The 12,508-nt window shown below is 71.5% G+C and carries 15 protein-coding genes; 12 read left to right on the top strand and 3 right to left on the bottom strand.

All coding sequences use genetic code 11. The features are described 5' to 3' along the window. Positions 1 to 126: 126 nt before the first annotated feature. A complete protein-coding gene (locus tag OG774_RS22940) occupies positions 127 to 537 on the top strand; it encodes an SRPBCC family protein (protein WP_328304654.1) in 411 nt (136 codons plus the stop codon). 54 nt (positions 538 to 591) lie between these two features. Continuing rightward, a complete protein-coding gene (locus OG774_RS22935) occupies positions 592 to 1,356 on the top strand; it encodes an alpha/beta fold hydrolase (RefSeq protein ID WP_328304652.1) in 765 nt (254 codons plus the stop codon). A 104-nt stretch (positions 1,357 to 1,460) separates the two neighbouring features. On the opposite strand, the gene OG774_RS22930 is transcribed toward OG774_RS22935, so the two are convergent. Next, positions 1,461 to 1,625 (bottom strand): DUF1059 domain-containing protein, encoded by a 165-nt coding sequence (locus OG774_RS22930; protein ID WP_328304650.1) that lies wholly within the window; start codon positions 1,623 to 1,625, stop codon positions 1,461 to 1,463. Positions 1,626 to 1,687: 62 nt separating this feature from the next. On the opposite strand from OG774_RS22930, the gene OG774_RS22925 reads away from it, so the two are divergent. From OG774_RS22925 to OG774_RS22910, 4 genes are all read left to right on the top strand, one after another. Beyond that, positions 1,688 to 2,440 carry an AfsR/SARP family transcriptional regulator gene (locus OG774_RS22925; protein WP_328304648.1) on the top strand — a complete coding sequence of 251 codons (753 nt, stop codon included), beginning with the start codon at positions 1,688 to 1,690 and terminating at the stop codon, positions 2,438 to 2,440. 101 nt (positions 2,441 to 2,541) lie between these two features. After that, entirely contained in the window at positions 2,542 to 3,606 is a 1,065-nt protein-coding gene (locus OG774_RS22920; protein ID WP_328304647.1) for a class I SAM-dependent methyltransferase, read from the top strand. Beyond that, positions 3,603 to 4,376, top strand: a complete 774-nt coding sequence (locus tag OG774_RS22915) for an SDR family NAD(P)-dependent oxidoreductase (RefSeq protein WP_328304645.1) — start codon at positions 3,603 to 3,605, stop codon at positions 4,374 to 4,376. The genes OG774_RS22920 and OG774_RS22915 overlap by 4 nt, the downstream gene beginning before the upstream one ends. A gap of 174 nt (positions 4,377 to 4,550) precedes the next feature. Beyond that, on the top strand, positions 4,551 to 5,399 hold the full coding sequence (locus tag OG774_RS22910; RefSeq protein ID WP_328304643.1) for a DUF427 domain-containing protein: 849 nt from the start codon (positions 4,551 to 4,553) through the stop codon (positions 5,397 to 5,399). A 218-nt stretch (positions 5,400 to 5,617) separates the two neighbouring features. Here OG774_RS22910 and OG774_RS22905 read toward each other — a convergent pair whose 3' ends face one another. After that, positions 5,618 to 6,139, bottom strand: coding sequence for an alpha/beta fold hydrolase (locus OG774_RS22905; protein ID WP_328311102.1), 522 nt, complete (start codon positions 6,137 to 6,139; stop codon positions 5,618 to 5,620). A gap of 241 nt (positions 6,140 to 6,380) precedes the next feature. Here OG774_RS22905 and OG774_RS22900 point away from each other — a divergent pair, with 241 nt between their 5' ends. The 4 genes from OG774_RS22900 to OG774_RS22885 all read left to right on the top strand — a co-directional run bounded on the left by OG774_RS22900 (position 6,381) and on the right by OG774_RS22885 (position 9,427). After that, complete coding sequence (locus OG774_RS22900) at positions 6,381 to 6,863, top strand: hypothetical protein (protein WP_328304641.1); 483 nt, start codon at positions 6,381 to 6,383, stop codon at positions 6,861 to 6,863. Positions 6,864 to 6,883: 20 nt separating this feature from the next. Further along, positions 6,884 to 7,198: an ArsR/SmtB family transcription factor gene (locus OG774_RS22895; protein WP_328304639.1), complete on the top strand. Its 315-nt coding sequence runs from the start codon at positions 6,884 to 6,886 to the stop codon at positions 7,196 to 7,198. Positions 7,199 to 7,314: 116 nt separating this feature from the next. Then, entirely contained in the window at positions 7,315 to 8,784 is a 1,470-nt protein-coding gene (locus tag OG774_RS22890) for an MFS transporter (protein WP_328304637.1), read from the top strand. A gap of 46 nt (positions 8,785 to 8,830) precedes the next feature. After that, on the top strand, positions 8,831 to 9,427 hold the full coding sequence (locus OG774_RS22885) for a DUF899 family protein (protein WP_328304635.1): 597 nt from the start codon (positions 8,831 to 8,833) through the stop codon (positions 9,425 to 9,427). Here OG774_RS22885 and OG774_RS22880 read toward each other — a convergent pair. Further along, a complete protein-coding gene (locus OG774_RS22880; protein WP_328304633.1) occupies positions 9,328 to 10,233 on the bottom strand; it encodes a LysR family transcriptional regulator in 906 nt (301 codons plus the stop codon). The genes OG774_RS22885 and OG774_RS22880 overlap by 100 nt on opposite strands. Positions 10,234 to 10,297: 64 nt before the next feature. On the opposite strand from OG774_RS22880, the gene OG774_RS22875 reads away from it, so the two are divergent. Together OG774_RS22875 and OG774_RS22870 are read left to right on the top strand one after the other, a co-directional pair. Beyond that, positions 10,298 to 11,110: an anthrone oxygenase family protein gene (locus OG774_RS22875; RefSeq protein ID WP_328304631.1), complete on the top strand. Its 813-nt coding sequence runs from the start codon at positions 10,298 to 10,300 to the stop codon at positions 11,108 to 11,110. Between the two features lie 397 nt (positions 11,111 to 11,507). Continuing rightward, entirely contained in the window at positions 11,508 to 12,323 is an 816-nt protein-coding gene (locus tag OG774_RS22870) for a hypothetical protein (protein WP_328304629.1), read from the top strand. The last annotated feature ends 185 nt before the right edge of the window (positions 12,324 to 12,508 follow it).

Raw genomic sequence — 12,508 nt, 5'->3', positions numbered from 1 at the left:
GCGAGCGCCTCGCCACCGGCCGTCGTCCCGGACGTCGAGACGGTCGCTGCACCGACGGCACCGTGTCGGAGCGAGAAAACGTGCGCGTTCACCGGTGAGCTGCGCGTCGACGGGATACCCGCGGCCATGGCCGACTTCCAGGGCACCACCACCGTCGACGCTGCCGACGACGTCCTCTTCGCCTTCCTCTCCGACGTGCACAACCTCCCGAAGTACTTCGCGCGCATGACCTCGGCCGAGCCCGGCGAGGGCAACGAGGTGCACACCACCGCCGCACTCCCCGACGGATCGCAGGTCGAGGGGAAGGCGTGGTTCGAGGTCACCGACGACTCCCGCCACATCGCGTGGGGCGCCGAGGGCGAGAGCGGGTACCACGGCTACCTCGACGTCCGGGCGGTCGGCGACGACCGCAGCGAGGTCGAGGTACACATCCACTCCGAGCGCGTCCCGTCCGGCGACGAGTCCGTCCAGGGTGGCGTCGACGAGACGCTCGCCGCCATCAAGCAGCTCGTCGAGCGCACGAACGCCCTCGAGTAGCGTGCCGCTCCCCCGCGTGGCCGCGCCCGTGCGACCGGAGCAGGATGCGGCGCCATGACGGTGGCACTGGTGCACGGCAATCCGGAGAGCGCGGCGATCTGGGACCCGCTCGTCGCCGAGCTGGCCCGCGCGGGCGTCGACGACGTCGTCCGGCTCTCCCCGCCCGGTTTCGGCGTACCGCTGCCGGCCGGCTTCCCCGCGACCGTCACTGCCTACCGGGACTGGCTGATCAGCGAGCTCGAGCGCTTCGACCGGCCCGTCGACCTCCTGGGCCACGACTGGGGCGGCGGCCACCTCGGGACCGCGCTGATGCACCGCCCGGAACTGGTGCGCAGCTGGGCCAGCGACGCCCTGAGCCTCTTCGAGCCGGACTACGTGTGGCACGACCTCGCCCAGACCTGGCAGACGCCCGGCGACGGCGAGGCCAGCCTCGACGAGATGTTCGCCGGGACCCCCGCAGAGCGGGCCGAGCGGCTGCAGGCCTTCGGCATCGGCCGGCCCGAGGCCCTGCAGATCGCCGGCGTGCAGGGGGACGAGATGAAGCAGGCGATCCTCGCGCTCTACCGTTCCGCCGCCCAACCGGCGATGGCCGAGCTCGGGAAGGGCCTGCCGACCCTGGCGAGTCGCCCGGGACTCGCGCTCGTCGCCACCGCGGACCCCTTCGGTGGCGACGAGGAGCTCCGTCGACGAGCTGCGGAGCGCGCAGGCGCCGAGGTCGCGGTGCTCGACGGCCTGGGCCACTGGTGGATGGCCGAGGACCCGGCCCGTGGCGCGCGCGTCCTCACCGCCTTCTGGCGCGCGCGGGCGTGGAGCCCGTAGGCCACGGCGGCCCGGCCGGGTTCGGCCGGCAGGACGGCGAGGACCGACCTCCACCCCTCTGAGGTTCCGCGGGTCACGGGTCCTCGAGCACTGTTTCTCCACACTCAGTCGGGCACGAGTTCGATCCAGTTGCGCACCTCGTCGGCGGACTCGTCGTCGGCCAGCTCGGGGTGCTCGGCCGCCACGTGGGTCAGGATCAGGGAGATCACCTCGTCGTCGGTCTGCCCGCGGGCGGTGTAACCGCACTCGCAGCGCACCTGGCGGGTCATGGGCCTCCTTCGACAGCGCACGTATCGTCGTCGGGTCTAGCGTCAGCTGCCGAGGTGAGCAAGTGCCCTACTTTCCTGGCGGCACACGGGTTCAGCTCTGCGGGTCCTTCGCCATCGAGCTGCCCGGCCGAGACACCGGGTCGTCCCGGCTGAGCCGCCAGGCGCGTCTGCTCTTCGCCTACCTCGTCCTGTGTCGTCCCCAGCCGGTCCCCCGCGAGGTGTTGATCGACGCGCTCTGGGGCGACGATCCACCCCCGTCGGCCGACCGAGCGCTGACGGTCGTGATCTCGAAACTGCGCGCCGCCATCGGCGCCGACATCGTGCAGGGTCGTGGGGAACTGTCCGCGGTGCTGCCCGACCCGGCCGCGGTCGACGTCGAGCGCGCCCTGGGAGCGCTGCACACCGCCGAGTCCGCCGTCGCGTCCGGCAGCTGGCGGCGTGCCTGGTTCGCCTCCTTGACCGCGCTCTTCGTCACCCGACGGACACTGCTGCCCGGCGCCACGAGCCTGTGGGTGGAGAGCCGGCGTCGCCAGCTCGCAGACGCCGGCGTCCGCGCCCTCGAGTGCTACACCACCGCCTGCGTGCATCTCGGTGGTGGGGAGCTGGCGGCCGCCGAACGTGCCGCGCGCGACCTCGTGGCCGCGACGCCGCTGCGCGAGACCGGGCACCTGCTGTTGATGCAGTCGCTGGCTGCACGCGGGAACGTGGCCGAGGCGCTCAGCTCCTACGAGCAGCTCCGTCGCATGCTCCGCGATGAGCTCGGCACCCTGCCCAGCCCGACGGTGCAGGACTACTACCTCGAGTTGCTGGGCTGACCGCGCCGGGCCACTCGGCACCGACAACCTTTCGACAACGCTCGACCAACGTCGGTGGCGACTCTGGGTGCGACCAGCTCAGCAGCGACCGGAGGGCCGACATGACCACGACATCCACCGTCAGGCACAGCCTGGACGACCTGCTCACGCAGTTCATCAACGATCTCGGAGCGACCGCCGCCGCCGGGAACATCGTGCTCGGCGACCGTCTCGGTCTCTACCGCGGCCTGGACGAGGCGGGGCCGCTGACGTCGGCCGAGTTGGCGACCTACGCCGGCTCGTCCGAGCGGTATGTCCGCGAGTGGCTGCGCGGCCAGGCAGCCGGTGGTCTGGTCTCCTATGAGCCGGAGACCGACCAGTTCTGGCTGACCGAGCCGCAGGCGCTCGCTCTCGCCGACCCGAACGGGCTGCAGCTGGCCGGTGCCTTCCAACTCGCCCTGGCCTGTTTCGCCGATCTCCCGGCCATCGAGGACGCCTTCCGCACCGGCAAGGGCTTCGCCTGGGGCGAGCACCACCCCGACGTCTTCACCGGTTGCGAGCGGTTCTACCGACCGGGATACGTGGCGAACCTGGTGGGTGAGTGGATCCCGGCCATCACCGGCCTCGATGACCGACTCACCGCCGGGGTGACCGTGGCCGACCTCGGATGCGGGCTCGGGTCCTCGACACGGATTCTTGCCCAGACCTATCCGGCGTCGAAGATCGTGGGCTTCGACAACCATCCTGGGTCGATCGAGCTCGCACGCCGGATGACGCTCGAGGCCGGGCTGGCGGACCGGTGCACCTACCAGGTGGCGCCGGCCCAGGATCTTCCCGGCGACGGTTACGGACTGGTCACCACGTTCGACTGCCTGCACGACATGGGCGATCCACTCGGCGCGGCCCGCCGTGTCAGGGACGCGCTCGCACCCGAGGGCGTCTGGATGATCGTCGAGCCGTTCGCCGGAACCTCGGTGGCCGACAACCTCACTCCGGTCGGGCGGATCTACTACTCGCTCTCCAGCTTCCTGTGCGTGCCACATGCTCTTTCCGAAGGCGCGCCGGACGCGTGGGGCAACCAGGCCGGAGAGGAGCCCGTCGCCGACCTCGTCGAGCAGGCCGGCTTCGGCGGCTTCCAGCGTGTGGCCGAGACACCGTTCAACATCGTGTACGAGGCACGGCCGTGAGCGACACCGACAGCGGCACCGACACCGGCCCGCGCCTCGACGGGCGCGTCGCGCTCGTCACCGGCTCTTCCTCGGGGCTGGGAGCGCGGATGGTGGGCACGCTGAACGCCGCGGGCGCCGAGGTCGTGCTCACCGGTCGCAACGCCGACCGATTGGGTCGACGAGCGGCGTGCATGAGCGAGTCGCCACTCGTCGTGCCCGGCGACCTGCGCGACGCGGCGTTCCGCGCCTCGCTGATCGAGGCCGTCCGTGACCACCACGGCCACCTCGACGTGCTGGTCAACGCCGCCGGCACCTGCGACAACGGACCGCTGGAGGAGCAATCGCTCACCGACGTCGCCGACATCATCGCCATCGATCTGCTCGCCGCCATCGATCTGTGCCGGTTGGCCGCCCCCCTGCTGCTGGACCGGCCCGACGCATCGGTGATCAACATCGCCTCGATCTTCGGTCAGATCAGCTCCGGCGGCGGCATGGCCGGCTATCACGCCGCGAAAGGCGGACTCATCAGCTTCACCCGCCACCTCGCGGAGCAGTGGAGCCGGCGCGGTGTGCGCGTCAACGCGCTGGCGCCGGGCTTCTTCCCCACGCCACTGACCGGCGAGCTCTCCGATCCCGGGCTGCGGGATCGGATCTGCCGACGAACCCTGCTGCGACGTGCGCCCGACATCGCCGAGATCGACGGCCCGCTGCTGTTCCTGGCCTCGAGTGCCTCGAGTTACGTCACCGGCCAGGTGCTCACCGTCGACGGCGGCTGGACGGCGAACTGACGAGCGTCGCCTGCCCGCCCCATGACACGGAGAATCGTCTGTCACGCGTGGAATGAGGCGGTACCTACGGCGCGGGGTCCGGCGCTACGTCCGGGGAACCATCGAAGAGGTCACTCATCGTGCGCGGGCCCCGAAGGTGTTGATGGGCGGGCTCGACGCGAGCAGCATCCCCCTATGGCGACACGCCTCGCTCGGTTCGAGTTCGGGCTCTCCGAGCTGCGCTACATCCCGACCGCGAAGCACGTGCGAGCCACGGTCGACGGGAAGACCGTCGTCGACTCCCGACGGGCGGTCCTGCTCTGGGAACCGCAACGCGTCGCTGCGCAATACGCCGTGCCGGCGGCCGACGTCGCCGCCGACCTCGTCCCGGGCCGCCCCGGCGACGGTGACACCCGCGGCGGGCCGGTACGGATGGGAGACCGGGGGACCGAGGTACTCACCCCGGAAGCCGGCTTCGGTCACCACACCGCTCGGGGCGAGGTCCTCACCGTGCGGACCTCGGACCAGGAACGGGTAGGGGCGGCGTTCCGGCTCGCGGACCCCGATCTCGCCGACCATGTGGTCCTCGACTGGGACGCTTTCGACGAGTGGTTCGAGGAGGCGCAACCCGTCATCGGCCATCCGCACGATCCGCTGGCCCGCATCGACGTCCTGCGCAGCGACCGTCACGTCCGCGTCGAACGCGACGGGACGATCCTCGCGGAGAGCTCGCGGCCGAGGCTGCTCTTCGAGACCGGCCTGCCGGTCCGGTTCTACCTGCCCCCCGAGGACGTGCGGCTCGACCTGCTCAGCCCGAGCGACACCCGGACGACGTGCGCCTACAAGGGCATCGCGTCCTACTGGGCCGCGTCCGACACCACCGCCACCGACACTGCCGGCATCCCGACCGACGTCGCCTGGACCTATTCCGACCCGTTGCCCGACGCCGCCCCGGTCACCCACATGATCTGCTTCTTCGACGAGCGCGTCGACATCGTGGTCGACGGCGAGCGGCGCGACCGACCGCTCACCCCCTGGAGCTGAGGCCGGCGCACTCCCGTCGGCGTGAGCCCCACGGGGGCGGCGAGAACGAACCGGCGCTGCATAGGCAGCTACGGCAGCTTGGAGGATGACGACTCCTCGTCTCGGGCCTGTGCCTCCACCCGACATCGACACCGTCAGGACGGGCAGCCCCCGCCCGAGGCTCGACCGAGCATCTGGTTCGCACGCCCCGCGCCCTTCCTCCGATGGCGTTTCGCTGATCAGCAACCGGGACCGAGAAAGCGCCTGATTTCGGCGTTGAACGTCTCGGGCGCCTCGAGGTTGACGTAGTGACCCACCCCGGGCAGCACGACGAGCTCCGAAGCCGGGATGCCGGCGTGCAGCGCCTCCGCAACGAAGCGAGGAGCGCGAACGTCGAACTCACCACAGAGCAGAAGCGTCGGAACGACGATGGTCGACAACACCGCCGTCAGGTCGGCCTCGGCGAACGCGGTCAACATCGCCAGCAGCCCGGCCGGCCTGACATCCGACATCATCGAACGAACGCCGTCGAGCACATCGGTCGGCATCGTGCGGGCGAAGAACCCGGGCAGGTAGCTGTCGATCCATTCCTCCGGAGGCCGCTCGCACTCGGTCTGCACCCGCCGCAATCGAGCCTCGACCTCTTCGGGAGCAAGGGAACCTCTCCAGCCGGCGTAGGCCCCTGCGGCGATGAGCGACCGGACGAGTTCCGGGTGGCGCTGGTACACCGCCACCGCGAGGCCGCCGCCGAAGGACCACAGTCCGACGACGTGGGTGGCGTTGTTCGGTGCGACGCCGCGTCATGTCGAGGCCGTCCGGCTCGGGTGCGGCCGCCCCGAGCCCTCAGCTCTCCGAACTCCCTCAGGTCGCCGCCCCGGGAAGACCTGCGCTCCGCCTCGAGCCTCGCCGTAACGTCGCCCAGGCCTACTGCAATCTATCGGTTGCACTACGCTCCTCGATGTGCAATCGTTTGATTGCACCCACTCAACGAGGAGCATCGCCATGAACGACGCCACGTACACCCAAGCGGAGCTGGCCGAACTGGACAGCATCGCCCGCGAGATCGACATCGACGCGCCCGCCGAGCGCGTCTGGGACTTGATCGCGCGGCCGGGCTGGTTCATCAACGACGGCAAGGTCGAGGCCGAGCCCGACCTGCGCTACGAGGACGACGTCGCGGTCGTCACGGATCCGACGGGCGAGTTCCGGTTCCGGACGGTGCAGCTGGACAAGCCGCGCTACGCAGCCTTCCGCTGGCTCGGCACTCCGTTCCGGGACGTGTCCGAGGGCACGCTCGTCGAGCTCTGGGTCCAGGAGCGTGCGGGGGGCGGTGTGACGCTGCGGGTCCTGGAGAGCGGGTTCTCCACCCTGTCCGAGGACCCCGCCGTGTGGCTGAAGGAGCGGGAAGGCAACGACCAGGGCTGGACGCAGGAACTCGCCGCGGCGAAGACGTTCGTCGAGTCCTGCGCGGGCGGCGGGTCGTGAACGCGGAGGACCTCCCGACGATGTGCGCCGCCCTCGGTGACCCGACCCGCTGGGACGTCCTCACCCAGCTCGGGGAGGGAGCGAAGTCGGCGTCTGCGCTGGCCCGAGAGCTCCCGGTGAGCCGGCAGGCGATCGGCAAGCACCTGGAGGTGCTGCGCGAGGTCGGCCTGGTCGAGTCCGAGCAGCGCGGCCGCGAGGTCGTCTACCTCGCCGTCGGCGCCCGGCTCAACGCGCTGGCCCGGGAACTCGACCGGATCGGCCGGTCCTGGGAGACCCGGCTGCTGCGGATCAAGGAGCTGGCCGAGCGTCCCGACGACCGGCCGCCTCGCTCCTGAGCTCCAGCCATCACGGAGACCGACCGCGGCCGAGCCCGTGCGCTGCGCCGCGGTCGGTCCCGCACGCCCGAAAAGCCTCCACCCACATCCCGACCACCAGAAGGCAGGCAACAGCCATGCCCACCCGGACCCCCGAGCCGACGCGCAACGATCGGCCCCCCACCCACTCGACACGAGAGCACGAGACCCTCACGCCCGCCGGGCGCGCTCCCGCGAGACCGGTCCGGCGGCGGCTCGTGCTGGCCCTGGCCTGCGCCACGATGGCGATGGCAGGGCTCGACATCGCCATCGTCAACGTGGCGCTCCCGTCGATCCAGCGCGACCTCGGCGTCGGGCACAGCACCCTGCAGTGGGTCGTCGTCGCCTACGGGCTGCTGCTCGGCGGGTTCCTCCTGCTCGGCGGCCGACTCGCCGACCACCTGGGCCGACGGCGCATCTTCCTGGCCGGGCTCACCGTCTTCACCGCCGCCTCGTTCCTGGCCGGTGCCGCGCAGGATGCCGGCCTGCTGATCGCAGCCCGTGGCGTCCAGGGCTTCGGTGCCGCGCTCGTCGTGCCGTCGGCCTTGTCCCTGCTGGCGGTCACCTTTCACGAGGGGCCCGAGCGGAACCGGGCCATCGGGCTCTTCGGGGCCGTCGGCGGCCTGGCCGGCACCTTCGGGGTCGTCCTGGGCGGGCTGCTGGCGTCGGGGCCCGGCTGGCGCTGGTCGTTCTTCATCAACGTGCCGATCGGCGTGGTGCTGGTCGCGATCGCCCTGGTGTTCCTGGCCCCGGACGGACGCAGCGGCCGCGCCGGTCGACTCGACGTCGCCGGGGCGGCCACGGTGACCGGGGGGCTGCTGCTGTCGGTCTACGCGTTGCACCACACCGTCGAGCACGGCTGGTTCTCCGGCTCGGCGCTGGCGTTGTTCGTCGCTGCCGCAGCACTGTTGGCGGTGTTCGTGCGGATCGAGGCACGGTCGACTGCCCCGCTGGTGCCGACCGCGCTGCTCAGGAACCGCTCGCTCGTGGCCGCGAACCTCACGGCGTTCTTCGGGTTCTGCGCGCTGCTGTCGTTCATCTTCGTCGGGTCCCTGCTGATGCAGCAGGTGCTGGCCTACTCACCGGCACAGGCCGGCGTGGCGTGGCTGGCCACGACGGCCACCACCTTCGTGGCGGCCATGGCAGGCGGCCGGCTGGTGGCCCGGCTCGGCGTGCGGCGGCTGCTGCTCATCGGCCTGTCGCTCGTCGCCGTCGGGTCGCTCTGGATGGCGAGGATGCCGGACGACGCCGGTTACCTCACCGACCTGCTGCCCGCGTTCCTTCTCGCCGGCGTCGGCTTCGGGTTCTGTGAGCCGGCGCTGCAGCTCGGCGCGCTGTCCGGGGTCGCGCCGTCGGAGGCGGGACTGGCGTCCGGACTGGAGGAGACCATGCGCGAGATCGGTGGCGCCGCCGGCGTCGCCGCGGTGTCGACCGTGCTGGTCGCCGGTTCCGGGCTCGACGGCTTCCACGCCGCCTTCGCGTTCATCGCCCTCCTCGCGGTCCTCGGCGTCCTCATCGCCGCCGTCGGGTTCGTGCGAGCCGGGCGTCCAGCAGTGGTCGTCCGCTGACCGGTGCTCCGAAGTCGCACGAGACAGCACACGGGAGGACACAGTCATGAACGACGACACCCGCGGGAGCGCGCGCACCGAGACTGTGGGCCCGACCGGTCTCACCGCACCGGCGGACGACGCGGCGGATGCGCCCGGTCGGCCCTCGGTCGTCGACCGGGCCACCTTCACGACCGCAATGGACGGGCTGCGGGCCCGGGAGAAGGCCCACACCCGGGAAGGCGACGCGATCGCCGCAGCGCGACGCCGCCTACCCGCGGTGGAGGTGGACGCGAGCCTGCCGCTCGTCGATCCCGACGGGCCCCTGACCCTGCTCGACGCGTTCGAGGGGCGCAGGCAGCTCATCGCGTACTACTTCTGTGGCAGACCGGGCACCCGGCGGCGGAGCAGTGCGAGGGCTGCACCTTCTACACCGGGCAGGTCCGCGAGCTCTCCCAGGTGCACTCCCGCGACGCCACGTTCGCCGTCCTCTGCCAGGGGCCGTACGAGCCGAGGCCCGTTGACCGTTCCTGCCGCGCGGCGGAGGCGGCTCCGATCGCAGGGTCACGCCGTGTGCGCTCGAGCCAGGGCGACGGCGACCCGATCGAAGGCGCGGATGGTGGTGGTCTCGGCGGCCGAGCACCAGAGGAACCGCCGTTGGTAGGGCGGGGCGTCGTGGATGGGCACGTAAGCGACATCGGGACGGGCGTAGTAGCTCGTGAACTGGGCCGACACCGGATAGCTACCGACGCCCGCGCCGACGAGCGCCAACATCTCCTGCGAGGTCTCGAAGGTCGGGCCCCGTTCCACGGGCCGGCCGTCAGGGGTGCGCTGGGGGATGAGCGTCTGGTCCCAGTAGTCGGAGATCGCCGGCGGAGTGCGCAGGATCGTCGTGCGAGCGACGTCGGAGAAGGACACCGAGGATCGCCGGGCGAACCGGTGGCGAGCCGACACGGCCAGGAGCTGGTCCTCCTCGAGCAGCACGCTCCCGGCGGTGAGCTCCACCTGACGCGCACCGCGGGGCGGCACGGTCGCGAGCACCATGTCGATCTCGTGGGCGCGGAGGGGACCGAGGCCACCGCCGAACTGGTTCTCGACCAGCGCGACCGCGCAATCGGGGTACTCGGCACGGAACGCCCGAGCCACCTCGAGGACGAAGCGGCCGGAGGCGGCGCCGATGAAGCCGACCCTCAACGTCTCGCTGGTGCCGTGGCCGGCCGCCACCGCCGCGTCGACCGCGGCCCTGATCTGCTGGTAGGCGGGCCCGAGCTCGTCGCGAAGGCCGCGTCCGAGGGGGGTCAGCCCGACGCGGCGGCTGGTGCGCTCGAACAGCGGCGCGCCGACACGCCGTTCGAGCTTCTTGATCGTCTGGCTCACCCGCGCGGTCGACACGTGCAGCCGTGCCGCAGCCCGGCCGAAGTGCAGCTCGTCGGCCAGCGTCAGGAAGATCTCGATCTCGCGCTGCTCCACGGTGGCACGACCGCCCCTCCGGAGTTCGTGAAGCCTCGCTCAACGATCGTTGCGGAGTGCGCCGTTGTTCGCCACCCCGCCCGGGCAGATCGTGGCACGGCCGGACCACCCGTCGACCGGAGAACGACATGACGCCCTCGCCGAGGCGACCGTCACGATCGCCGGCGTCACCGGCCGCGACATCACCCACAGACGCGTCCCGCCCGAGGCCTTCGCCGGCGGTGCGCGAGCCACCGCAGCCACCAGCGCCGGGAATTCCAGCAACCAGACCACCACGGAGACCTCGATGAGCCGACGATCGCGACCGCTCGTTGTCCTGCTGCCCGCCACAGTCACGACGGGTCTGGTGGCCGGCTGGTTCGGCGATTGGGCCGGCGCGATCATGCCGGGCCTGCGCGAGACCGACGACCGCACCTTCGTCGCCGCTCTCCAGGCCCTCGACCGGGCCATCCTGAGCCCGCTGTTCATGCTGACCTTCATGGGCGCGCTCGTGCTCACCGGCCTCGCCGCGCTGCTCTACCGGCGCGCGGGGGACCGCGCACCCCTGCTGTGGGTCACCCTGGCGTTCGGCCTCTACGTGGTCGTGGTCGTCATCACCATGGCGATCCACGAGCCGCTCAACCAGATCCTCCGCTACGCCGGCGACCCGGACGCGATCGCCGACGTGGGCGCCGTACGCAACGCCTTCGATGAGGCCCAGTGGGCCGCCTGGCACAACGTGCGGACCGTCGCCACCACCGTCGCCTTCGGATGCCTCGCCTGGGCCCTCGTCCTGCACGGACGCGCCACCGCTCACCGCGAGGACCCCCGCCTGGCCTCACCGGCCTCCGGTCCCCCTCGGGGCGAGTCGCTGAGCAAGGATGCGAGCGGGACCTGACAGCTCGACACCCCGCGGTATGCTCAGCAGCTGGCGGGTCCGGTCGTCTGATCCGCGAGTTTCGCTGTCATGTCGGCATGACCCCGACCGAGTTCCTGGTCCGAGCCTCCGGGAACCGCGCGATGACGTGGTGAAATCCGTTCAAGAATCCCGGGCGGTGAACTCCTAACCTAGGGCTACGTCTATGAGCTGACGGAGACACCCTCACGACCTGGGCCGGGGAGAAGGGCTCATCGGCCTGTTCGGCGGCCGCTCTGACACCGCCGACCGCACCCTGCAGGGTTCGTGGGTCTGGCCCGGCGGCAGCTGCGAGGCGACGATGGCCGCCTCGTCTGGTCACGGAGTGCATCGAGTTCCAGCGGATGACCCGCGGGGGTGCGGTCGGGAGGCGGTCGTCGTGGGGAAGTCGTGGGTGCCGCGGCCCTGGTCTCGTCTCGGGCGGAGCGCCGTCGAGGCGGCCCTGATGCTCGACGAGGTCGTCACGACCCTCGGCCGCTGCGAGCTCGACCCGAGTACCCGCCTGCACACGGGCCATCGTCTCGCGGCGACAGTGCCGATCGAGCAGATCGTGGGCAGCGTGGCCCGCCACGGCGACTTCGACCGCGACTTCACCCCACGGCGCCGCGAGCTGCGCGAGCGCCGGGACCACCTCGCCACCCTGGGCCCGGCCGTGACCGCGACGGCGGTGGCACTGGTGCGGGTCGGGGAGCTGTACTTCGTCGAGGACGGGCACCACCGGGTGTCCCTGGCCCGCGCGCGCGGGCAACTCGCCCTCGACGCCTCGGTGCGGAGCATCTGCACGGTTGCCTGGGCCTGCGCCTGCCTGACCCGGGGCGATCTCGCCGACAAGGCCGCCGAGCGCGACTTCCTCGCCGAGGTTCCCCTCCCCGACCCGGCGCTGCGCCAGCTGTGGCTCGACGATCCCGCTGGCTACGGCCGCCTCGCCGACGCTGCTCGCGCCTGGTCCGACCACGCCGGGCACACGTGCCCCGACCCCGACTGCGTCATGGACACCGCTGCGGCCGCGGCATGGTGGGACCTGGAGGTCTTGCCCCTCGCGCGCGTTCTCGCTGACCTCGCCCGCGGACGCGACACCGATACCACCGGCGAGCCCAGCCCCGCCGATCGCTACCTGAGCACCCTGTCTGCCCCCGCTTCCGAACCCCGGCCGAACCGGGATCCTGGACCGGCCGAGGCCGGGGATCACACCTGAGGGTCACGGGCAGGGCCGACATGGAGGGTGCTGCTTCGTCTGCGCGGGAGCCGAAGCGTCCGTTGAGCGTCGACCGGATCACCGACGAGGCTGCTGCCATCGCTGAGATCATTCCCCACGCTGGGTCGAGTACCTCTCCCGGCGTCCGCGCGCTACGACCCTGCCTGCCGCGGAATCAGGGCGTC

Source organism: Actinomycetospora sp. NBC_00405, assembly GCF_036044095.1.
Classification (GTDB): Bacteria; Actinomycetota; Actinomycetes; order Mycobacteriales; family Pseudonocardiaceae; genus Actinomycetospora; species Actinomycetospora callitridis.
The sequence above is the reverse complement of the archived record's forward strand: the minus strand, read 5'-3'. Positions and strand labels throughout refer to the sequence as shown.

Excerpts from the sequence above, each read along its gene's own strand:
- OG774_RS22940 (WP_328304654.1), top strand. The coding sequence starts at position 127 with ATGGCCGACTTCCAGGGCACCACCACCGTCGACGCTGCCGACGACGTC.
- OG774_RS22935 (WP_328304652.1), top strand. The coding sequence starts at position 592 with ATGACGGTGGCACTGGTGCACGGCAATCCGGAGAGCGCGGCGATCTGG.
- OG774_RS22930 (WP_328304650.1), bottom strand. The coding sequence starts at position 1,625 with ATGACCCGCCAGGTGCGCTGCGAGTGCGGTTACACCGCCCGCGGGCAG.
- OG774_RS22920 (WP_328304647.1), top strand. The coding sequence starts at position 2,542 with ATGACCACGACATCCACCGTCAGGCACAGCCTGGACGACCTGCTCACG.
- OG774_RS22910 (WP_328304643.1), top strand. The coding sequence starts at position 4,551 with ATGGCGACACGCCTCGCTCGGTTCGAGTTCGGGCTCTCCGAGCTGCGC.
- OG774_RS22900 (WP_328304641.1), top strand. The coding sequence starts at position 6,381 with ATGAACGACGCCACGTACACCCAAGCGGAGCTGGCCGAACTGGACAGC.
- OG774_RS22895 (WP_328304639.1), top strand. The coding sequence starts at position 6,884 with ATGTGCGCCGCCCTCGGTGACCCGACCCGCTGGGACGTCCTCACCCAG.
- OG774_RS22890 (WP_328304637.1), top strand. The coding sequence starts at position 7,315 with ATGCCCACCCGGACCCCCGAGCCGACGCGCAACGATCGGCCCCCCACC.
- OG774_RS22885 (WP_328304635.1), top strand. The coding sequence starts at position 8,831 with ATGAACGACGACACCCGCGGGAGCGCGCGCACCGAGACTGTGGGCCCG.